This window comes from Gemmatimonadota bacterium, assembly GCA_040882465.1.
Taxonomy (GTDB): domain Bacteria; phylum Gemmatimonadota; class Gemmatimonadetes; order Longimicrobiales; family Gaopeijiaceae; genus JBBEBG01.
The window spans coordinates 1-21,799 of the sequence record JBBEBG010000002.1 but is presented as its reverse complement, the minus strand read 5'-3'; the positions used below and the strand labels follow the sequence as shown (position 1 = coordinate 21,799).

18 protein-coding genes and 4 tRNA genes are annotated in these 21,799 nt (G+C 67.4%); 19 read left to right on the top strand and 3 right to left on the bottom strand.

Features of this window, described 5'->3' with window-relative positions; genetic code table 11:
• Positions 1 to 29 precede the first annotated feature (29 nt).
• The 3 genes from WEG36_00965 (at position 30) to rocD (ending at position 7,238) form a co-directional block, all read left to right on the top strand.
• A complete protein-coding gene (locus tag WEG36_00965) occupies positions 30 to 3,044 on the top strand; it encodes a hypothetical protein (protein ID MEX1256162.1) in 3,015 nt (1,004 codons plus the stop codon).
• A gap of 252 nt (positions 3,045 to 3,296) precedes the next feature.
• Positions 3,297 to 5,837 (top strand): vitamin B12-dependent ribonucleotide reductase, encoded by a 2,541-nt coding sequence (locus tag WEG36_00960; GenBank protein MEX1256161.1) that lies wholly within the window; start codon positions 3,297 to 3,299, stop codon positions 5,835 to 5,837.
• A 165-nt stretch (positions 5,838 to 6,002) separates the two neighbouring features.
• Positions 6,003 to 7,238, top strand: a complete 1,236-nt coding sequence (gene rocD, locus WEG36_00955) for an ornithine--oxo-acid transaminase (protein MEX1256160.1) — start codon at positions 6,003 to 6,005, stop codon at positions 7,236 to 7,238.
• A gap of 69 nt (positions 7,239 to 7,307) precedes the next feature.
• Here the strand turns inward: rocD and WEG36_00950 are convergent, their stop codons facing one another.
• Positions 7,308 to 7,580 (bottom strand): oxidative damage protection protein, encoded by a 273-nt coding sequence (locus WEG36_00950; GenBank protein ID MEX1256159.1) that lies wholly within the window; start codon positions 7,578 to 7,580, stop codon positions 7,308 to 7,310.
• Positions 7,581 to 7,718: 138 nt separating this feature from the next.
• Between WEG36_00950 and WEG36_00945 the strand changes: the two genes are divergently transcribed.
• Entirely contained in the window at positions 7,719 to 8,099 is a 381-nt protein-coding gene (locus WEG36_00945; GenBank protein MEX1256158.1) for a TraR/DksA C4-type zinc finger protein, read from the top strand.
• Between the two features lie 9 nt (positions 8,100 to 8,108).
• On the opposite strand, the gene WEG36_00940 is transcribed toward WEG36_00945, so the two are convergent.
• Both WEG36_00940 and WEG36_00935 read right to left on the bottom strand, forming a co-directional pair.
• Complete coding sequence (locus tag WEG36_00940; GenBank protein MEX1256157.1) at positions 8,109 to 8,486, bottom strand: hypothetical protein; 378 nt, start codon at positions 8,484 to 8,486, stop codon at positions 8,109 to 8,111.
• A gap of 31 nt (positions 8,487 to 8,517) precedes the next feature.
• The gene (locus WEG36_00935) at positions 8,518 to 9,651 is read right to left on the bottom strand and encodes an HRDC domain-containing protein (GenBank protein ID MEX1256156.1); all 1,134 of its coding nucleotides are present in this window, start codon (positions 9,649 to 9,651) and stop codon (positions 8,518 to 8,520) included.
• Positions 9,652 to 9,895: 244 nt separating this feature from the next.
• Here WEG36_00935 and pyk point away from each other — a divergent pair, with 244 nt between their 5' ends.
• The 15 genes from pyk to WEG36_00860 all read left to right on the top strand — a co-directional run bounded on the left by pyk (position 9,896) and on the right by WEG36_00860 (position 21,699).
• Complete coding sequence (pyk, locus tag WEG36_00930; GenBank protein ID MEX1256155.1) at positions 9,896 to 11,314, top strand: pyruvate kinase; 1,419 nt, start codon at positions 9,896 to 9,898, stop codon at positions 11,312 to 11,314.
• Between the two features lie 67 nt (positions 11,315 to 11,381).
• The gene (locus WEG36_00925; GenBank protein MEX1256154.1) at positions 11,382 to 12,227 is read left to right on the top strand and encodes an MBL fold metallo-hydrolase; all 846 of its coding nucleotides are present in this window, start codon (positions 11,382 to 11,384) and stop codon (positions 12,225 to 12,227) included.
• A complete protein-coding gene (locus WEG36_00920) occupies positions 12,224 to 13,600 on the top strand; it encodes a glucose-6-phosphate isomerase (GenBank protein MEX1256153.1) in 1,377 nt (458 codons plus the stop codon). The genes WEG36_00925 and WEG36_00920 overlap by 4 nt, the downstream gene beginning before the upstream one ends.
• 61 nt (positions 13,601 to 13,661) lie before the next feature.
• Positions 13,662 to 14,066, top strand: coding sequence for a YtxH domain-containing protein (locus tag WEG36_00915; GenBank protein MEX1256152.1), 405 nt, complete (start codon positions 13,662 to 13,664; stop codon positions 14,064 to 14,066).
• A 36-nt stretch (positions 14,067 to 14,102) separates the two neighbouring features.
• Positions 14,103 to 15,722 (top strand): YhjD/YihY/BrkB family envelope integrity protein, encoded by a 1,620-nt coding sequence (locus tag WEG36_00910; protein MEX1256151.1) that lies wholly within the window; start codon positions 14,103 to 14,105, stop codon positions 15,720 to 15,722.
• A 59-nt stretch (positions 15,723 to 15,781) separates the two neighbouring features.
• A complete protein-coding gene (gene smpB / locus WEG36_00905; protein MEX1256150.1) occupies positions 15,782 to 16,246 on the top strand; it encodes an SsrA-binding protein SmpB in 465 nt (154 codons plus the stop codon).
• Positions 16,247 to 16,263: 17 nt separating this feature from the next.
• Entirely contained in the window at positions 16,264 to 17,502 is a 1,239-nt protein-coding gene (locus tag WEG36_00900; protein ID MEX1256149.1) for an N-acetylmuramoyl-L-alanine amidase, read from the top strand.
• A 2-nt stretch (positions 17,503 to 17,504) separates the two neighbouring features.
• Positions 17,505 to 18,503 (top strand): dihydroorotate dehydrogenase, encoded by a 999-nt coding sequence (locus WEG36_00895; GenBank protein ID MEX1256148.1) that lies wholly within the window; start codon positions 17,505 to 17,507, stop codon positions 18,501 to 18,503.
• Positions 18,490 to 19,200, top strand: coding sequence for an orotidine-5'-phosphate decarboxylase (gene pyrF / locus WEG36_00890; protein ID MEX1256147.1), 711 nt, complete (start codon positions 18,490 to 18,492; stop codon positions 19,198 to 19,200). The genes WEG36_00895 and pyrF overlap by 14 nt, the downstream gene beginning before the upstream one ends.
• Positions 19,200 to 19,697 (top strand): hypothetical protein, encoded by a 498-nt coding sequence (locus WEG36_00885; protein ID MEX1256146.1) that lies wholly within the window; start codon positions 19,200 to 19,202, stop codon positions 19,695 to 19,697. The genes pyrF and WEG36_00885 overlap by 1 nt, the downstream gene beginning before the upstream one ends.
• Positions 19,694 to 21,154: a cysteine--tRNA ligase gene (cysS, locus tag WEG36_00880; GenBank protein MEX1256145.1), complete on the top strand. Its 1,461-nt coding sequence runs from the start codon at positions 19,694 to 19,696 to the stop codon at positions 21,152 to 21,154. The genes WEG36_00885 and cysS overlap by 4 nt, the downstream gene beginning before the upstream one ends.
• 41 nt (positions 21,155 to 21,195) lie before the next feature.
• Positions 21,196 to 21,268 (top strand) — tRNA-Thr (locus tag WEG36_00875).
• 59 nt (positions 21,269 to 21,327) lie between these two features.
• Positions 21,328 to 21,410 (top strand) — tRNA-Tyr (locus WEG36_00870).
• A gap of 104 nt (positions 21,411 to 21,514) precedes the next feature.
• A tRNA-Gly gene (locus WEG36_00865) sits at positions 21,515 to 21,588 on the top strand.
• 39 nt (positions 21,589 to 21,627) lie between these two features.
• Positions 21,628 to 21,699, top strand: a tRNA-Thr gene (locus WEG36_00860).
• The last annotated feature ends 100 nt before the right edge of the window (positions 21,700 to 21,799 follow it).

The window sequence follows — 21,799 nt, the reverse complement described above, 5'->3', positions numbered from 1 at the left end:
CGATGCTCCTCACGCGGGGGAGAAAACGCTTGAAAGAATGCCAGCGATCCGGGTGGAAGGGAAGGGCCGTCCGTCCGGCGGCGCGCTCCTTCTCCCTCTTTTTCCGGTTCGCGTGGACGCTCATGGCGGCCTTCCCCGCCGCGGCGCAGGCTCCTCCCCCGGATCTCGACTACTTCACTCTTCGGACCGAGCACTTCCGAATCACCTATCCCGAGGGACTCGGCGCCCTCGTCCCCCGCGCCGCCGCGACCGCGGAGCGCGCCCACGCCCTCCTGATCGGGAGCTTCTTCCCCGCGCCGGCCGGACCGATTGACCTCCTCCTGACGGATCACACCGACTTCTCGAACGGATTCGCGCGCGTCACCCCCTCGAGCCGAATCACGATCTGGGTGCATCCGCCCCTCGATGGGCTCGCGCTCTCCCACTTCGACGAGTGGCTGGAGCTGGTGATCACGCACGAGGTGGCGCACGTCTTCCAGCTCGATTACACCGGGAGGCTCGGCCGCGCGCTCCGCAGCCTCTTCGGCCGGCCGTCGCTCCGATGGCCGTATTTCGCCGGGTACACTCTTCCCCAGCTCGCCATCGAAGGAGTCGCCGTCGAGCTCGAGTCGCGGTATACGCTCGCGGGGAGAGCGCACGGCACTCTCTTCGATGCCGTCGTGCGAGCGCGGGTCATCGGCGCCGGCCCGGAACCCCTTTCGACCGGGCTCAGCGCATCCCCGATCTGGCCGGGAGGAGAGAGACCCTACGTCTACGGCTCCCTCTTCTTCGACTTCCTCGCCGAGCGACACGGCGCCGGGGCCGTGGCGCTTTTCCTCCGGGAGGCCGCGGACCAGTGGATCCCCTACCGGCTCGACGCCGCCGCGCGAGTGGCCTTCGGGGCCTCCTTCACGGGGCTCTGGACCGACTGGATGGCGGAGGTGGTCGAGGAGGCGTTCGCACTCGAGTCGAGGACGACCCGACACACTCTCCCTTCCGTGGAGATTCTGACGGAGGGGGCGCGCGAAGCCTTTCACGCGGCACCACACCCGGGCGGGCGAGGAGTCGCCTATCTCCGCGACGACGGACGGAGCGACCCCCGCCTCGTCCTCCGGACCGCCGAGGGAGAGCGGACACTGACGCGCTGGAACGGAGCGCCTGCCCCGCCGCGATGGACCCGCCAGGGGACTCTTCTCCTCCCCGACGCCGAATTCATGGACCGGTACCGGATCCAGCGCGACCTCTACGAGGTGACGCTTTCCGGGGAGGTGACGCGGGTGACGAGCGGCATGCGTGTCATTCACGCGGATCCCCATCCCGGAGAGGGACCGATCGCGGCGGTCCTCGGGGGCGAAGGAACGACGCGGCTCGCGCTCCTATCCAACGAGGGCGCTTTCCTTCGAAGCCTTCGCGAATCGGAACCGGGCGTCTACTGGAGCTTTCCCGCCTGGTCCCCCACGGGAGACCGGCTCGCGGTGATCCGCAGGCGGCCGGGAGGGATGAGCGCGGTCCTCGTCCTCGACACCGAGGGGGCGCTCCTCCATTTGGTCGTGGAGGATCGGAGCCTGAACACGGCACCGGCGTGGGCGCCCGATGGGAGCGCGCTCCTCTGGGGCTCGGACCGGTCCGGGGTCGCCAATCTCTACGGGGTCATTTTCGGGGAAGGGAGCGGGGCGCCCGGAGAGCCCCGCCAGATCACCGACCTTCTCACAGCGGGCACCTTTCCGGCAGTGGATCCGGCGGGGGACTGGATCTACCTCTCCGTACTCTGGGAGGAGGGGTGGGAGCTGGCGCGAGTCCCCTTCGATCCGGAGGGATGGTTCACCCCCCTCCCTGAGCTCGACCGATTCGCCCTGGGGCCCGGGGAGCCGTCGCCCGGCGCCGCGTCGGGGCCGCCGGCCACGGCCGCGCCGGTCCGCTATTCCTCTTTCCCCACCCTCCTTCCCCGTTACTGGCTTCCGATCTATCGGGAGGAGGAACGCGTGGCCGATCGGCGCGTCCTCCGGGAGGGATGGGGGATCGAGACCTCGGGAACCGACCTCCTCGAGCGGCACGGTTATTCCGCCTGGATCGCGGCACTCTTCTCGCGAGAAGAGACCCGGGTGGAGTGGAACGCCCGCTATCGGTGGGCCGGACTCGGAAACCCCGTGCTGTCGTTCGAGACCGGCCAGGAGTGGGATGCACAGGCATTGGTCCGCGTTCCGCACGAGGAAGGCGAGCCGGTGGATTCGCTCCTCCCCATTTTGCGCGAGCGGCATTACGGGGTCGCGGCCGAGCTTCGCCGCCAGGGCGTTCGGCGCTCCGTCTCGCTCACGCTCGGTGCCCGTCTCGTCTCGACCGAACGCCGTCTTTTCGAGCTCGACGGCGCCGAGAGCGGGCGCTACGGCTTTGTCCGCCCCGAGTCCGATCTGATCGAGGCGCGCGTGGCCCTCTCCTTCTCGACGGCACGCTCCCACCCCTTCTCGGTTTCGACGGAGTCCGGTGCGAGGGCCACCCTCTCGCTCCGGGAGCGGTGGGACCACTCCGTTCCCGACAGCCTGTCGGGGGACGCCGGCGCCGACGGAGGATTTCGCGAGGCGGTCGTCTCGGGGCAGCTCTTTCGTCCCCTGGCGGGGCCCGGGTACGCGAACCAGGTCCTGGCGCTTCGCCTCGCGGGGGGGGGCGCGGAGGGCCCGGGGACCGGAACCGGACAGTTTTCTGTGGGGGGAATTTCCCGTTTCTTCTCGGTTCGGGGGCACGACTCCGGCGGGCTTCGGGGGGACCAGGCCTGGTCGGCCTCCGCCGAGTGGCGTTTTCCCCTCGGAATCGTGAATCGGGGGCTGGGATCCTGGCCAGCCTACCTCGACCGCGTCGCCGCCGGGGTCTTCTTCGACGCGGGTGGGGCCCGGACCGCCGGCGACGGGGGGGGAACGAGTTGGGAAACCGTCGCTTCCGTGGGCGCCGAGGTCGTCTTTTCGGCGGCGTTTTTCTGGGAAGGGCTCGACCGAATCCGCCTGGGAACCGCTCTCCCGCTTGAATCTTCGCCCCAGCCGACGGCGTATTTTCGCGCAGGATGGTCGTTTTAGGCGACTCGGAAAATCTTCTCTTGACCCACTATATGTCGTGGGGTATTGTGGACCCTGCAACGACATTTCGTGTCGGCAGCCGTAGGCTCTCCACACAAATGTTCGTCGTGGGTCGCGGGTCCGGGAGCTTTTCCACGGACCCAGGGGTTCTTTTCCACGTAATTCCCACACCATCCTCCACGGCGTGGACGAGGTGTCGGCGGTGGAAGCGAGGCCCGCCGGAAAGTCTTTCACCGAATGGAGTCCCGTACCATGCCGTTCACCCCGGAGTCCCGCACCGCATCCGACGGTCTCCTCGCCGCCGGGCGCATTCCCGACGACCTGCCGGTCGCCGAATTCACGGAAAACGCCCGGCTCGTGCTGGCGCGCCGATACCTGACGAAGGACGAGGAAGGGAACCCGACCGAAGCGCCCGAAACGATGTTCTGGCGCGTGGCGCGGGTCGTCGCCGAAGAGGACCGCGACTTCGGCGCTTCGCCGGCCGCGGTGGAGGAGCTCGCTCGGCAGTTTTACGACCTCATGACCACGGGGAAGTTCGAGCCCAACTCCCCTACCCTGATGAACGCGGGGCGCCCACTCGGACAACTTTCCGCCTGTTTCGTGCTCCCGGTCGACGACGCGCTCTCGAACGGAGAGAGCGGGATTTACGACACACTGAAGGCAATGGCGCTGGTTCATCAGTCCGGCGGTGGCACCGGCTTCTCATTTTCGAGGATCCGTCCGGCGGGGGACACCGTCCGCTCCACGATGGGGGTCGCGTCGGGGCCGGTCTCCTTCATGCGCCTCTATGACGCCTCGACGGAAGTCGTGAAGCAGGGAGGAACGCGCCGCGGGGCGAATATGGGGATCCTGAGGGTCGACCACCCCGACATTCGTGCCTTCATCACCTGCAAGGACGACACGTCTCAGATCACGAACTTCAACATCTCCGTCGCGATCACGGACGAGTTCATGGAGGCGGTTCGCAACGACAGCGAATACGACCTAGTGAGCCCGCGTTCCGGAAAGGTCTTCGGGAGCGAAAACGCCCGTGAGATCTTCGGCCTGATCGTCCACGGGGCCTGGAAGACGGGAGAACCCGGCGTCTTCTTCATCGACCGCGCGAACGAATTCAACCCGGTGCCGCACCTCGGATCGTACGAAGCGACGAACCCGTGCGGAGAGCAGCCGCTCCTTCCCTACGATGTCTGCAACCTGGGGAGCATCAATGTCGGCAAGTTCGTTCGTGCCGACGCGGAACGCTTCGACGATCCCGCGGGGAAGGTGGACTGGAGCGCGCTCGCGCGGGTGGTGCATCTCTCCGTCCACTTCCTGGACAACGTGATTGACGCGAATCGGTATCCGCTCGAGCAGATCACCCGGCTCGCGCAGGAGATCCGGCGGGTGGGGCTCGGGGTGATGGGGTGGGCGGATCTCCTGGTCCGCGTAGGCGTCCCCTACGATTCGGAAGACGGGGTGGACATGGCGCGGGAAGTCATGGAGTTCGTCAACGAGCAGTCCCGCCTTGCCTCGGAGCGGCTCGCCGAGAGCCGCGGGGTCTTCCCGGCCTGGGAAGGGTCCATCTGGGGCCCCGACCCGACCTGCGCGCGCCGCGACGACGGGTCGCGGATTCGCCCGCAGCGCCGCCTCCGGAACTGCAACCTGACGACGGTGGCGCCCACGGGGACGATCTCGATTTTCGCGGGGTGCTCGGGCGGAATCGAACCTCTCTTCGCCGTTGCCTTCATGCGGAATCAGGCGGGGGCCTTGATGCCCGACGTCAATGAAGATTTCGTGCGGCTCGCCAAGGAAGGGGGGTGGTATTCCGACGAGTTGATGGAGCGGATCGCTTCGGAGGGACACATCCACTTCGAAGAGGTCCCGGAAGAGCTGCAGCGCGTCTTCGTGACCTCGCACGACATCGCGCCGGAGTGGCACGTCCGGATGCAGGCCGCCTTTCAGGATCATACGGACAGCGCGATCTCGAAAACCACGAATTTCTCGAACGAGGCGACCGAGAAGGACGTGCGTGAGATTTACGAGCTCGCCTTCCGCCTCGGATGCAAGGGCGTGACCGTCTATCGCGACGGCTCGCGCCCGATGCAGGTCCTCTCGACGGGGAAAACGGGGAAAAGCGAAGTCGCGGATCGGGAGAGGGCGGCCCTCGAGAGCCAGCTGGCGGATGCGCGCGAAGAGGCGCATCGCCTCCGGGTGGACCTGGAGCGGTCCCGGCGGGAGCGAGAGGAGCGGGACGAGGAGGCACGCGCGGGACGGCACAAGCGGCAGCGTCCGGAAATGCTCCGCGGGCGCACGGTCAAGATGAACTCCCCCCTCGGCGATCTCTACGTCACGATCAACGAGGACGAGAGCGGCCGTGCCTTCGAGGTCTTCTGCACACTCGGAAAGGCCGGGGGCGCGGCGATGGCGGACACGGAGGCGATCGGCCGTCTCGCGTCGCTCGCCCTTCGCTCGGGGATTCCGATCACGGCCGTGCGGGATCAGCTCCGGGGGATCTCTTGCGACCGCGCCGTGGGGATCGGGCCCAACAAGGTCCTCTCGGCGCCGGACGCGGTCGCGCAGGCCATCGAGCGGTACCTCGCCGAGCGCGAAGGAGTGCAGGAGGAGCTCTCGATCCTCAGTCCCGCGCCGGTCGGGACCGCTTCGGGGACCCGCCCGGAGGCCGGCTCGACGCGAATGGCGGCCCAAATGGACCAGTCCTACCTCGGGAGCTGCCCCGAGTGTGGTACCGGCCAGCTCGCGTACGAGGAAGGGTGCGTGAAGTGCCACGTCTGTGGGTACAGCGAATGCGGGTGACGGAGTAAGGCAACGATGCCGTGGGGCCGGGGCGCCGGAGAGCCTCGGCCCCCGATTTCCGGCGCCTCCGCAAAGGCACCATTCCCCCCTTTTCGAGTTCCTAACCGGCCCTCCCCACCCTATACTTTGGCTCCGTCCGCCGTCCATCGAGTACGGAGAACCCCGATGACCCAGGCCGTGGATTCCCGAACGCCTGAACTCCTCGCCGAAGCCGAGCGCTGGTGCGCCCATAACTACGAGCCGCTCCCGGTCGTCCTGGAGCGGGGCGAGGGGGTGTGGGTCTGGGACGTACAGGGAGCCCGCTACCTCGACATGCTCGCGGCGTACTCGGCGCTCAACCAGGGGCACCGGCACCCCCGAATCGTCGCGGCCGCGCGCGAACAGCTCGACCGACTGACGCTGACCTCACGCGCGTTCCACAACGACCAGATGGGCCCCTTCCTCCACGAGCTCTGCGAGGCAACCGGGTACGAGCGCGCCCTCCCCATGAATACGGGGGCGGAAGCGGTCGAGACCGCGATCAAGATGGTGCGGAAGTGGGGCGAGGAAATAAAAGGGGTCGGGCGCAATCGGGGCGAGATCGTCGTCTGCGAGGGAAATTTCGCCGGACGGACGACGACGATCATCTCCTTTTCCTCGGAGGAGCAGTATCGTGCGGGCTTCGGTCCGTACACGCCGGGATTTCGGCTCATTCCCTACGGGGATGCCGAGGCGCTCCGGAACGCCATCACGGAAAACACGGTCGGGTTCCTCGTCGAGCCGATCCAGGGAGAGGGCGGGGTCGTCGTCCCCCCGGACGGGTATCTCGCGGCCGCCGCGGAGATCTGCCGCCGGGCGGGAGTGGCTCTGATGGCGGACGAGATCCAGACCGGGCTCGGCCGCACCGGCCGCCTCTTCTGCTGCGAGTGGGAGGGGGTCCGCCCGGACGTCATGATCGTCGGGAAGGCGCTCGGTGGTGGAGTGTATCCGGTTTCGGCGGTCCTGGCGGACGACGTGCTGATGGACGTCTTCCGCCCCGGGGACCATGGCTCCACCTTCGGCGGCAACCCGCTGGGCGCGGCGGTGGCTCGCGCCTCCCTTCGCGTGGTGCTCGAGGAGGAGCTCTCCGAAAGGGCCGAGGCGCTGGGGGGCTGGTTCAGCGGGGCCCTTCGCACGATCGAATCGCCCCACGTGGACCAGGTCCGGGGAAGGGGACTCATGATCGGGGTGGTGATCCGGGAGAGCTCGGGTCCCGCGCGCCCCTTCTGCGAGGCCCTGATGCGCCGCGGCATCCTGGCGAAAGAGACGCACCGGCAGGTGGTGCGCTTCGCCCCTCCGCTCACGGTCGAACGCCAGGTCCTCGAGGACGCGCTGGAAGAGATCGCGCCGGTCCTCCGCGGCGAGGGCGTCCACCTGGACTGATCCCCCGGGGCTACCTCCGGCGGGCCCGCACTCCCGGAGACCCCGGGCGCGCGTCCCCCGCGCCGCACCTTACCACTCGATCATGCCCCGCTCCGAGCCGTCCACCCGCTCGGCCTGGCCGTCGCCGAGGAGGACATCGTCCACCTGCGAGTATAAAAATTCCCGGGCCTTCGGGTCGCGTGGGTCGAGCCCGTAATGGTTGATGAGGAGGGTCTGGTGTTTCAACCAATCCCCCCAACAGGCACTGCAGATCGAGGCCAGGATTCGTTTGCCTCGCTCGTTTCGGAAGGGAGGGTTCTCGAGGGCGGGGCGTTCCTCGCCGCAACGGCGGCAGTGAATCAACTCCAAGGGGGCCCTCCACTGTGGACGCGCGAATGGGGATGCGGTATTTTTCCGAGCTTAGCGCGGATCGTAACTGCTCCCGCGTGTTCGAGAGCTACCCGTTCCGACCAGGCTGGTTTCTTTCGCCGGATGGGTTCGATGCTGAAAAAGGCGCAACTGACGCACATAGAGAAGCGGCTCCTCCAGGAGCGTTCTCGGGCGCTTCGCTCCCTGGGTCTCTTCGACCAGATGGCGAAGGCCGACCGCGAGTCCCACGATTCGGATCTCGCGGCGTACACGGATCACATGGCCGATCAGGGAACCGAGGCCATGGAGCGCGAGAAGGCGGCGCTCTTCGCCACTAAAGAGGGGCGGTACCTCTATCGCATCGAGGAAGCGCTCCGGCGCCTCTATAACGAGCCCAAGAAGTTCGGGACCTGCCACACCTGTGGGGCCGAGATCGGCTTCGAGCGGCTCGACGCCCTCCCCCACGCGCGCTATTGCATCGACTGCAAGGTCCGTGAAGAGGAGTCGGTCTAGGGAACGCTCCTAGCCCACCTCTTCCAACTCCTCCTCGGGCGCCGCAATCTCGGGGCTCGCCTCGCGCCACAACGCTTCGATCTGATCGCGGACCTCACGGATCCTCCCCTCGATGGGGTCGTCCTGGAGGTGATAACGAGCCGCGCTCAGCGCGCGGAAGGCGCGCCAGAGCGCCGAAGAGGCCGGCGTCTGCTCGTGGCTCCGTCGCTTTTCTCCGCGGACGCGCGCGAGTGTCCACTCGGCCATCTCGTCGTCTAGAAGCATGACCTCTCCGTCCGACTTGGACTCGGCGTCCACGAACTTCTGAAGCCGCTTCTTGAAGCTCTTGGGGACTCCGGCCACGATGTAGATGGAAAGGTCCTGTCTGAGAAGGATTTCGGGAGCCATGCAACCTCCGGGTTCGTCTTCGGGTCAGCCGTCAGAGCACATCGAGCAAAAATTTTCCGAGGAGTGCCGCCTGCCATTTCCGCATTCCTTCGACCGCCGCGAGCTCGTCCAGATTCGCGGGGGGAGACTCCGCGAGGAGCTGAAGGATGCCATTGGGAAGCAATGTCCCACGGGCGATTCCCAGGATCTCCGCGTGGGCGTTTCGGATTTCCTTGAGGCGGGCGAGCCTCTCCTCGACCTCGGGGGTCGGGCGCCCGTTGCCGTTGCGCGTGCGTGGCGTGCGCGGGTAGCCGCGGAGCTCCGACTCCGCGAGGGAGTCCACCGCCGTGAAGCGGCGGAGGAGCTCCCCGCCGCGGGAACGCGCCAGGTTTCGGTTCATCCCGGGCACGGACTCGAGCTCGCGCACCGACTGGGGCGCGAGGCGGACCGCCTCGACCAGGGCGCCGTCCCCGACCACGCGAAATAGAGCACGGTCCCACTCGCGAGCGACCTCGTCCCGCCACTCGAGCGCCTCCCGCAGGCGATCCACTTCGCGGGCGCCTAGCCCGCGCGCGAGCTTCACCCGCGTCACCGGGTCCTGATGCCCGTTCGGCTCGAATCTCACCTTTTCCAGCTCCCGGCACTCTTCGCGGGCCCACTCGACGCGATCGAGCGCGTCCAGCTCGGCCAGAAGTCCTTCTGCGAGCTCGTGGAGGTGCGAGGTGTCGTGCGCGGCATACTCGCGCATCGCGTCCGGAAGAGGGCGCTGGGCCCAGTCCGCCTTCTGGTACTTTTTCGAAAGGCGAATCCCGAATCTGTTTTCCAGGAGCGAAGAGAGGCCTACGGTTTCGGAGCCGATGAGCGCGGCGGCGATCTGCGTGTCGATGAGCCCCCGGAGCGCGATCCCGAGGTCGCGCTCCAGCAGGCGGATGTCGTAATCCGCTCCATGCATGACGACCTCGATGGCCGGATCGCGCAGGAGGGGCCCAACGACCGGCTCGGGGTTCACCGCGAGCGGGTCCAGGAGAAAGGTCTTGGGTCCGACCGTCAGCTGGAGGAGGCAGAGGCGATCCGAGTACCGGTGGTAGCCGGCCGCTTCGCAATCGAGCGCCACGCGGCTCGCCCCGGCGAGCGCTGACCCCACTGAGTCGAGGCCCCCGGCGTCATCAACAACCTGGATGTCCATGGGGCTCCCCCTCCTCCGCCCGCACGCAATATCACACTGAAGTGCTTGTGGATACACGCTTTCCAGTCCCAAAGTTCCGTCGCATGAAGCCCCCGCAGGGTGGGCCCTGCCAGGCGCGCCATGAGGACCCGGAGGCGGGTTGGAGCCCCCATGCAAGGTCGGGGAACGCGCCTTGCCCTCCCTCGGGCCCCCGACCAACTTCGGAAACGCCTTCTCGTCTTTCTCCCCACGGGGCCTTGCTTCCATGCGCCGCACCAAGATCGTCTGCACGATCGGCCCCGCGACGGCGGCCGCGGGGACGATTCGGGAGCTGGTTCAAGGAGGGATGGACGTGGCGCGGGTCAACCTCTCCCACGGGGACCGCGACACCCACGCGCGGGTGATCCGCCGGGTCAAAGAGGCCGCGGCGGCCGAGGGACGCCCCGTGGCGATCCTGGCCGACCTCCAGGGCCCGAAGATTCGCATCGGCCGCCTCGACCTCCCCGTCGAGCTCGAGCCCGACGACGAAGTCGTCCTGGCTCCGGAAGGGGATGTCGGGCCGGGAGAGCTTCCCACCACCTACTCGCACCTGGCGCGCGACCTGAAAGCGGGCGACCGGGTGCTCCTCGACGACGGGCTCCTCGAGTTGAGGGCGGAGGGCGTTGACGGAGACCGCGTCCACCTCCGCGTCGTGCGTGGCGGAGTCCTGGGGAGCCACAAGGGGATCAGCATTCCCTCGGGCGCGGCCTCCGCGCCGTCCCTGACCGAAAAGGACCTGGGCGACCTCGCTTTTGTCCTGGAGGAGGGGGTCGAATGCGTGGGGCTTTCTTTCGTCCGGGCCGGATGGGACGTCCGGAACCTGAAAGCGAGGATCGGGGGGCAGGCCCTCACGGTTGCGAAGATCGAGCTCGCCTGCGCCCTCGAACACCTGGACGAGATCCTGGAGGCGGGCGACCTCGTCATGGTCGCACGCGGGGACCTCGGCGTGGAGCTTCCCTTCGAGGAGGTGCCGCTGGCCCAGAAGCGACTCATCCAGAAGTCGAACTTTCACGCCCGGCCGGTGATCACGGCAACACAGATGCTCGAGTCCATGATCGAGCACCCGAGGCCCACGCGGGCGGAGGCTTCCGACGTGGCGAACGCGGTCCTCGATGGCACGGATGCGGTGATGCTCTCCGGAGAGACGGCGGTCGGGCGCTACCCGCTTCTCGCACTCGACGCCCTCGTGCGAATCATCCGGGAGATCGAGGCGAGCGGCGTGCTCGAGGCGGGGCCGCGTTACGTGGCGAGCCCCGGACCGGACGGGCGGACCGGGGCCACCCGACGGGAACACGCCGTCGCGTCCGCCACGGTGAACGCCCTGAAGACCCTCGACGCGCCGGCCGTGCTCGTGATCACCCGGAGTGGTTTTTCGGCGCGGCTCGTGGCCTCGCACCGCCCGCCGGTTCCCATCTTCGCGGTCACCACGGACCCGCTCACCTACCGGCAGCTCGCGCCCGTCTGGGGGGTCATCCCCCTCCTCGCAAGCGAATCCGAAGTCAGCTACGAGGCGCTGCGGGATTTCGGGAGTCGCGCGATCGTTGCCTCGGGACTCGGCGTTCCCGGCGACACGGTCGTCGTCACGGCGGGCTTCCCCTTCCATCAGTCGGGCTCGACGAACACCCTGAGGGTCGAGCATCTCTGATGGGCCACGCCGTGACGATGCCTCGCGCCCCGCTGAGCCCCGGCTTTCCGGCTTCGGCGCCTCGCCGATGAAGCTCACCTTCCTCGGCACCGGGACCTCGTTCGGCGTTCCCGTTCTCGGTTGCGGATGCGCCGTCTGCACTTCCCTCGACCCGAAGGACCGGCGCCTTCGCCATGGGGCGCTCCTCTCCTGGGAGGACGGGAAAACGATTCTCGTGGACACGCCGCCCGAGCTTCGGCTGCAACTCCTGCGGGAGGGCGTGACGCGGGTGGACGCGGTCTGGTTCACGCACGTGCATGCGGATCACCTCCACGGGGTCGACGACCTCCGCATCTTTTCGATGAGGACCCGGCGGAGCCTCCCCGCCTACGCCTCCGAAGAGGCGTGCGCTACGATCGTACGGCGCTTCGACTACATCTTCGACCCTTCGGTGCGACCCGGGCCCGGTTCTTCGAAGCCCCACCTGGAGATGCACGCGGTCCGGGCGGGAGAATTCACCCCCGTCGCCGGAGAGAACTTCGTCCCGATCGAGGTGCCGCACGGGCCGATGCGCGTCATGGGCTTCCGAGTGGGAGATCTCGGCTACGTCACGGACGCGAAGCGGCTTCCCAGCGAGGCGATGGCCCTTCTCGAGGGCGTACGGGTCCTCGTGCTCAACGCCCTCTGGTGGGGGGATCCCCACCCGACCCACTTCAACGTGGAGGAAGCGGTGGAAGCCGCGCGACTCATTGGAGCCGAACGAACGTTTTTCACGCATTTCACCCACCGCGTGTCCCACACCGCGCTGGCGGAGCGCCTTCCCGCGGGAATCGCTCCCGCGTACGATGGGCTGACCGTGCGCGTGGAGGAAAAGGAGAGCCCCGGGCCCGTGGAGCTTCGGGGTGCGAGCGACAGCGGAGAAACGCCGACGTGACCAGGATCACACTCGATCCATCGAACCTCCTCGATTCCAGGCTCGGCAGTCCCGGCATCGAGGCGCGAAGATTGACCGGGGACCTCGCGGATCGCTTCCGCGCGGCCCACGCGGAAGCCGAAGCGCGAAGGGAGTCCGGTGAGGCCGGCTTCTTCGCCCTCCCCTACGCGCAGGAGGCGATGGAAGGGGTCCGGGAAGTCGCGGACTCCTTCGGACAGTGGTTCGAGGCGCTCGTGGTTGTGGGAATCGGGGGCTCGAGCCTCGGGGCCCGAGCGATCGCGGACGCCCTCCTGAAACCCTACTGGAACGAGCTCTCTCCAGAGGAGAGGGAGCACTTTCCCAGGCTCTATTTCCTGGAAAACGTGGATCCAGGCACGACGAAGGCACTCCTGGGGCGGCTCGACCTCCGGAAGACGCTCTTCAACGTCGTGAGCAAGTCGGGATCCACCGCGGAAACGATGGCGCAGTATCTCGTGGTCGAGGAAGCGCTCCGCGCGGTCCTCGACGAGGCGACGCTCCCGGGCCACCTCCTCTTTACGACCGACCCCGTTTCCGGGGCGCTGCGGAAGCTCGCGGGAGAGCGGGGGATCCCCGCGCTCGAGGTCCCGGCCAATGTCGGTGGACGTTTCTCCGTCCTCTCCGCGGTCGGTCTTCTTCCCGCGGGGGTGGTCGGGGTGGACCTCGCCGAGCTCCTCGCCGGAGCAGCGGCCATGGACGAGCGCTGCCGCACGAACGTGCTGGAAGAAAATCCGGCCGGCCTCTTCGCCACACTCCTCCATGCGGCCCACGCGGAGTCCGGGCGGAGCATTCACGTCTTCATGCCCTATGGCGACCGGCTTCGGACCCTCGGGCTCTGGTTCCAGCAGCTCTGGGCGGAGTCGCTCGGAAAGGCACGGGACCGGAAGGGGAATCCCGTGCATGTGGGACCGACGCCGGTCGCGGCGCTCGGCGCCGTGGACCAGCATTCCCTTCTCCAGCTCCTCATGGAGGGCCCGCAGGACAAGGTCGTCTGCTTTCTCCGGGTCGAGGAGCGGGACTCCCCGGTGGAGATCCCGAGGAGCCACCCGGAGGTCGGCGCCTTTTCCTACCTGGGCGGACACACCCTCGACGAGCTCCTCGAGACCGAGAGGCAGGCCACCGCCGAGGCTCTCCGCCGTGCCGGTCGGCCCTCGCTGGCCATCTCGGTCCAACGCCTGGACGCGCGTGGGTTGGGGGGCCTCATCATGCTCTTCCAGATCGCCACGGCGTACGCCGGTGAGTTATACGGAGTGGATCCCTTCGACCAGCCTGGGGTCGAACTCGGAAAGGTTCTGACCTACGGAATGCTCGGGCGGGAGGGTTACCCACTGTCACCGCCCGGGAGCGAACCCTAACTTGAGCCCAGTCCGCGGGATCGAGCCCGAACACGGATCGAAGGCGAAGAGGAGGAGGGAAATGCGGGATCGTGACGAGGTGCCCTACATCGTGGTGGAGCGGGAGAGCGGCGGGGTCGGAGCGTTCATTTTCGGGGCGCTCCTCGGCGCGGGGATCGCACTCCTGTTCGCCCCCAAGTCGGGTGAAGAGACGCAGCGGGAGATCAAGGAGAAGGCGCTGAAGTTCCGCGACGCCGCGGAGGAGCGCGTCCGCGAGATGCAGCGCCAACTCGAGGACAAGCTGGACCAGACTCGTACGGAGGTGATGGACCGCGTGGACCAATTCCGCACCGCCGTGGAGTCGGGAAAAGAGACTGCGCGCGAGGCCCGGGGCGAGCTGGAGGACCGGATCGAGCGCTCGAAGGCGGCTTACCGCGCGGGGGTGGATGCAGCCCGGGCGGCGGCGAAGGAGGGAGAGGAGTCCTGATTTACGCGAGGGCGCCGCACGGGGGCCGCCCGATTCGTGATCAACCCCTTTAGGCGGCGGGATTCCTCCGCGGAGCCCGCGCGTCCCCCGCTCCGCGAACGCCCCGGACCGCTCGGCTTCCTGGCCGAGCTCTGGACCATTGTCAGCCGGAGCGACTTTTTCTTCCTGGCCGGCGCGATCACCTTCAACGTCCTGCTCGCCGGGGTTCCCCTCCTCCTTCTCGTCGCGGGGCTTTTGGGATTCGTCCTGACCGCCCGATTCGGCGGTGCCTCCCCGGAGCTGATCGAGGTCGTTCTCTCGTATTTTCCGGCGGTCGAGGGAGACATCGAGCTCACCCAGGCGGTCCGTGGCCTTCTCGGGGGGCTGATGGAGGAGCGCACCGGCTTCACGATCCTCGCGGCTCTTTTCCTCCTTTGGATCTCGACCCGCCTCGTCTCGACCCTTCGGGTCGTCCTCCGGCAGGTTTTCCATGTGGAGAAGGACCGGGGGATCCTCGTGGGAAAACTCTTCGACATTTATGTCGTGGTGGTGGGCGGTTTCCTCCTCGTTCTGAACGTGGGTGTGACGGTGGCATCCCGGGCGCTCGGCGACGTCGGGGCCGGGCTCGGCCTCGCGAGCCGGGTCGCGGAGCTCCTGCAGGCCACGGCGGGGCACGTGATCTCCTTCTCCGCGGCCTGGATTCTGTTTTTTCTCCTCTATCGGTATGTCCCGGCGCGCCTTATCCCCTTTCGCACCGCCACCGTTGGCGCGACATTTGCTACAGTTGTTTTCGAGGTCATGAAGGGGGTGTTCGCCTGGTACGCCACTTCGGTGGCGAATTACTCGAGCGCCTACGGGAGCCTCGCGGTCGTAGCGATCCTTTTTCTCTGGATTTACTACAGCGCCGCGGTCTTCATCCTGGGGGGCCAGGTGGCCCGTGTGTACGAGAAGCGGAGGGTCAAGCGAATGGACGCGATTCAGGACGCCCGCGAAAAGACGCAGGAGGGCGGTGGCCCCGGGACGGTCGCTGCCATTCTGGCAGTATTTTCGCTCCTTGCTTCTTCCCTCCTCCTTCCGGCCGGCGCCGCCGGCCAGGACGGACTCGCGCCCTTCGGGGGGAATGGGAAGACCACGGGCTTCCTCAATGGCGGCGAAGGGGTCGTCCTCGCCGAGCAGACCCTCGAACGAAACCTCTCCCTCGATCGTCCGCTCGTCCAAACGGACGGGCCCTACATCGTGGTCCACATCGCCGAAAACCGGGTGCTCGTCATGGAGGGGACCGAGGTCGTCTGGTCCGCTCGCGCCGGGACCGGAACCGGGTATCAGCTCGAGGGACAGGGCCGGGAGTGGACCTTCACGACTCCGGTCGGGCTCTTCCACGTTCTCCGCAAGGAAAAAGACCCCGAGTGGATCGCGCCGGATTGGTGGTACGTGGAACAGGGCCGTGCAATCCCCGCGCCCGAGGACCGCTACCGGTCCCCCAACACCCTCGGGACCTCGGCGCTTTTTCTCGGCGACGGCATCGCGATCCATGGCACCGACCGGCCCCAGCTCCTCATCGACTTCATCAACCCCGATGACAGGCGCGTCTCGCACGGTTGCATCCGGCTGACGAACGAGGCCGCCCGCGAGTTGTACCACCGCGTCGGGGTGGGAACGCCGGTCCTCATCTTCTAGGACGGGACACTAGCCCCGCGCCTCGGAGGCACGGTGGCGAGCACCGCGGTGGAGGCGGGATGAACGAGGAGCGTGGAGGGCGCCGGATCGTCGCGACGAACCGGAAGGCTCGCCACGAGTATCACATCCTCGACACGTGGGAGGCGGGGCTGGTCCTCGCTGGGCCCGAGGTGAAGTCGCTCAGGGAAGGAAAGGTCTCCTTCAAGGACGCCCACGCACGTGTCGAAGGGGGAGAGATCTGGCTCCACTCGCTCCACATCTCACCCTACGATCCGGCGAACCGCTGGAACCAGGATCCCGAGCGGCCGAGGAAGCTCCTCCTGCACAGCCACGAGATCCGAAAGCTGATCGGGAAGGTGGAGGAAAAGGGATTGACCCTCGTCCCGCTCGACATCTACTTCCGAAACGGGTACGCACGAACGACCCTCGCGCTGGCCCGAGGGAAGCAGCTCCACGACAAGCGAGAGAAGCTGAAGCGCCGCACGCAGGAGAGGGAGGCCCAACGCGCGATGCGCCGGGAGTGAACGGAATGCACTGCCGCATGAAGACCCCAGTAACGATCCGCCGCCCCTTCCTCCTGTCCGCCGCCCTCTTCACACTCCTCCCCGCATCCCTGGCCGGCCAGGGAGGAAGAAGCCTCGGAGTCAGCCTCCCGCACGGCCCCGGAAGCGCGATCCAGATCGCGAGCCATCGCGGGTATCCAGCCTTCGACGCCTCGGCACTGGGCCCTCTCGGCTGGGGCGCCTCGATCCGGCCCGACGGAGAAGACGTCGTGCTGCGGCACCGGTCCGGCCTCACCCTTCGATTCACGCCCGGCTCGCCTTTTTTCCTCTGGGACGAGGGGCTCCTCCAGACGGCGCACGCCCCTTACTGGTTCGGGGAGAGCCTCTATCTCCCGGTTCAGCTCCTCGTGGATCTCTTCCCCGGGCTCCTCCCCCGCGCATACCGCTTCGATTCGGAGCGCTTCGTCCTGCAGGTCGAGGGGGCGGGCGACGCGTCGGAGGCGACCGTGAGGAATCCGGTTCCCGGCTCCCCCTCTCCCCTCCCCCCCGCGACGACCCCGGCGGAGGCCCGCGCTCCCCGGATCGTCGTGATCGATCCCGGGCATGGAGGAGAGGACCCCGGCGCGATCGGCGGTCGCGGGACTCGCGAAAAGGACGTGGCGCTGGCCATGGCGATGGCCCTCGCGCGGGAGCTCGCGAATGATCCCGGAATCGAGGTGCGCCTCACTCGGGACCGAGACGTTGCGATCCCCATCTGGAGCCGGGGGGAGTCGGCGACGGGGTGGAAGGGGGACCGCCCGGGTGTCTTCATCTCGATTCACGCCAACGCGCTTCCGGACCGAACCGGAGTCCGCGGATTCGAGACGTATTTCCTCTCCGAGGCGAGGGACGAGCACGAACGACGTGTCGCAGCGCTGGAGAATGCCCCGCTCGCGGCGGGCGCGTCGCCGGGGGGCGCGACCGCGGGAGATCCCCTCCTCGGGGCCATCCTACGCGACCTTCGAACCTTCGACCACCAGCACTGGTCCGCAGCGCTGGCCGATCAGGTTCAGAGGGAGCTGGGGGCCTTTCACCCGGGTCCCGACCGCGGAGTCAAGCAGGGGCCGTTCGCCGTGATCACGAACTCGATGATGCCATCGGTCCTGGTGGAGTTGGGGTTCATCACGAATCCCGAGGAAGAACGTCTCCTTTCCCACGCCGAGTTTCACCGCGATACCGCGCGAGCGATGGCGAGGGCCATCCGGCGTTTCTTCGAAAGTTATCCCCCCGGCCAGTAAGAATGGATCAGACGGTCGAGCGCTTCGGGATCCGGTTCGGGAACCCGATTCTCCTCGCCGCGGGGACCTGTGGGTTTGGCGAGGAGGTCGCCGAGGTCGTGGACCTCGATCGCGTCGGTGGACTCGTCACGAAGTCCGTAACCCTCGAGCCCCGCGTAGGGAATCCCGCGCCGCGAGTGGCCGAGTTCCGCGCGGGGATGCTGAATTCGGTCGGGCTGGCGAATCCTGGCGCTTTTGCCGTCCTCCGGGAGAAGCTCCCCTGGATTCGGGACCATCTTGCGGAGCTCCCCGTTTTTTTGAGCGTTGCCGGAAATACGCTGGACCAATATGTCCGCACCGTGGAGATTCTCGAGGGAGGGACCGGCTTCGTGGGCTTCGAGCTGAACCTTTCCTGCCCTAACGACGCGAAACAGGGGGCCTTTCCTTTCGCCCTCGACCCGGATGCGATCCAACAGGTGGTGGGAAGAGTTCGTTCGGTCACGCCGCGTCCCCTCCTCGTGAAGCTCGCTCCGAACGCTCCCGTACTCGAACCGGTGATCCAGGCGGCGGAGTCCGAGGGCGCGGATGGGCTCACTCTCGTCAACACCCTTCCGGCCCTGGCCTTCGATCCGGAGACCCGCAGGCCGGTCCTCGGGGCCGGATCGGGAGGGATGAGTGGCCCGGCCCTCCTCCCCATCGGGGTGCACGCGGTCTGGAGCGCGTCGCGTCTCACCCGGCTCCCCCTCGTGGGCGCCGGCGGCGTGGCGAGCGGGGAAGACGCGCTCCAATACCTCCTCGCCGGGGCGTCTCTCGTGCAGGTCGGAACGGCGTCATTTTGGGATCCGCGGGCAGCCGGAAGGGTAGCAGAAGAGTTACAAAGGTACGGAGTTTCGCACGGGATCCGATCCGTCGCGGAACTGGTCGGCGCCGGGGAGGTGGGGAGCGAACCGACGCCCTCTTCCCGGAGCCGGGACGAGGGTCCTGATGCATCCCTCGAGCAGGTGGGGCATGCCCGGGGCTGAGGTGATCGTCGCGCTCGACTTCCCTTCCGGGGGGAGTGCCCTAGAACTCGTGGACCGGCTCGGTGGGCGCCCGGGGTTTTTCAAGGTCGGGTTGGAGTTGTTCACGCGTGAAGGGCCGGCGATCGTACGCGAGCTCCAGGCGAGGGGGCACCGGGTATTCCTCGACCTGAAGCTCCACGACATCCCGAATACGGTCGCCGGCGCGGCGCGTGCGGCGGCCGAGCTGGGCGCCGACCTTCTCACGGTGCATGCCGTCGGCGGCCCCCGGATGGTGGCGGCGGCGCGCGGAGCAGTCGAAGGGTCGCCCACGCGGCTCCTCGGTGTTACGGTTCTCACCTCCCACTCGTCGGTGGAGCTCGCCGAGGCTTGGGGGCGCCCTTCCGCGGTCGCCGAAGAAGAAGTGGAGCGGCTGGCCATATCGGCCGTCGGGTACGGAGCGCACGGGATCGTGGCCGCGGCGGGAGAGGCACGACGAATTCGCGACCGGCTGGGGCCGGAGGTCCTGATCGTGGTACCGGGAGTCCGGCTCCCCGGCGAGGATCCCGGGGACCAGGCACGGACCGCGACCCCCGCCGAGGCGGTGAGCGCGGGCGCGACCTATCTCGTGGTCGGCCGGACGGTCACGAAGGCCTCGGATCCGGCGGTGGCGGCGGAAGCGGTCCGCGCAGCGATGGAACGGGGCGGGCGAAGCGAGTGATGACACACAGATCGAGGAGGGCCATCCTGTTGCGCGCCGCGTTGTCCCTGACCGCGATCGTCTTTCTTGTCCCCGCCGCGCTCCGGGGCATGGAGCTCGCACCGGTTGTCGCCGATACGATCCGCGTTCCGGGAAGCCCCCTCGAGGCGGCTTCGATCGCATTCGCGCGCGCGCTCGCCGATCCGTCCGGGGACGCCCTCACCTCCCTCCTCGCGCCCAGCGGAATCCGGCTTCACCTCGGAAACGCGGGCCACGTCGGGCTCTCGGCGCGACAGGCGGTCGCGTCCCTTCGAGAATTCTTGCGGGGCTACGACGGAGGGATCGCGGTCGTGAGCCGCGCGGCGCCGGTGGATGGCTCCCCGTTCGGAGGGTACGCCGAAGTCCTCTGGTCGGGGCGGGTCGCCGGAACCTCGCAGGACATCCAACGCACTCTCTTCGTCGGCTTCCTCAGAGACTCCGGGGAGTGGCAGGTGGACGAGGTACGACTCCTCCGGTGATCCCGGAGGCTTCTTCCGCCGACTCGATGACGCTTCGCCTCTACAACACGCTCACGCGTTCCCTCGATCCTTTCGAACCCCTCGAGGTCCGAAAGGTGGGGATCTACGGATGCGGCCCAACCGTCTATGGTCCGGCGCACGTAGGCAATTTTCGCAGCTTTCTCTTCTACGACATCGTCCACCGGTACCTCGAGTGGAAGGGGCTGGACGTGCGGTTCGTCATGAACTTCACGGACGTGGACGACAAGACGATCAAGGCGGCGGCGCTCGCGGGGAAGTCGCTGCACGACTACACGGCGCCGCACCTGAAGTCGGTCCTCGAGGAATCCGACCTCCTCGGGGTGCGCCGATTCGACGCCTATCCCCGCGCCACCGATTACATCCCTCAGATGATCCACCTGGTCCAGACCCTCCTGGATCGCGGGTTGGCGTATCCGACCGAGGAGGGGTCGGTTTTTTTCGACATCTCCGCCTTCCCGGAATACGGAAAGCTGTCGGGAAAGGACCTCGATGAAGGGCGGATCGGCGAGCGGGTCGCCCAGGATGAATACGGGAAGGAGGACGCGCGGGACTTCGCCCTCTGGAAGGCCGTAAAACCTGGGGACGAAGAGGTCGGGGCCGCCTGGGACGCGCCGTGGGGGCGCGGGAGGCCGGGGTGGCACCTCGAGTGCTCCGCGATGGCGCTCGCGGAAATCGGCCCGACCCTCGATCTCCACCTGGGTGGAGAAGACCTGGTGTTTCCGCACCACGAAGACGAAATCGCCCAATCGGAGGGGGCGACCGGGAAACCCTTCGTCCGGACCTGGCTCCACGTGAAGCACCTGACCGTGGAGGGGCGAAAGATGTCCAAGTCCCTCGGAAACTTCATCACGGTCCGCGAGCTCCTCGAGGGCGGGACGTCTCCCGCCGCGATTCGGCACCAGCTCCTCTCCGCGCAGTACCGGAGCGACCTGAACTTCACGCGGGAGGGGCTCGACGCCTCCGCTCGTGCGGTGAGCCGGCTCCTCGACTTCGAAGCCCGCCTCGGCGCCCACTCGACGGACGAGGGTGCGGACGCCGGAGATCTCGCGACTCTGGCGGACGAGGCGGTCGCGGCCTTCGCCCGCGCCATGGACGACGACCTGAACGTCTCCGGGGCGATGGCGGCGCTTTTTGTCTTCCTGAACAAGGTGAACGCCCTGCTGGATGGGTCGCCCGCCATCCGACCTAGTGAGAAGTCGCGGGCTCTCGGCGTCCTCGCCTCGCTCGACGAGGTGTTGGGGCTCCTCGAGGTGGGACGGAAGGACCGAAAAGTGGACGATTCGCTCCGAATCTGGGTCGAAGACCGGATTCAGGCTCGGGCCCGGGCACGCGATGAGCGGAATTGGGCGGCCGCGGATGCGATCCGCGATGAACTTGCGGGGAAAGGGATCGTCCTCGAAGACGGACCTTCCGGAACACGCTGGAAGCGTGATTGACACTTCTCCAGGCATAAACTAGACTAAAAAGCTCTGTTACCGCTGACGTAGCTCAACTGGTAGAGCAGCCGCCTTGTAAGCGGCAGGTTGGGGGTTCGAGTCCCTCCGTCAGCTCGTCCGCCGTGTCCGAGTCCGCGCTCTGCGCGGAGTCCGCACGGCGACGCGCTTGCTGGGGTGGGGTACCGAAGCGGTCAAACGGGGCAGACTGTAAATCTGCTGGCTCATGCCTTCGTAGGTTCGAATCCTACCCCCACCATAGGAGTGGCCGGCATCTCCGGAAGCCCGACGGAAAAATTCGCGGGTGGCGGGGGCGAAAAGACAGAGATTCAAGAGGAATCTGAAGGAATAGCGGCACGCCATGCGGGAGTAGCTCAGTTGGCTAGAGCATCAGCCTTCCAAGCTGAGGGTCGCGGGTTCGAGTCCCGTCTCCCGCTTTCCGGTGCAGGAACCTCAGGGGACCTGCCGGTGGCGAGGCTCCGGTAGCTCAGTGGTAGAGCACTTCCTTGGTAAGGAAGGGGTCGAGGGTTCAATTCCCTCCCGGAGCTCGTGAAAAAAGATGAGTCGGCTCCAGCGGACCTGAACGGAAGACCAAGAGGAAAGCGATGGCCAAGGCGAAATTCGAGCGAACGAAGCCGCACGTGAACG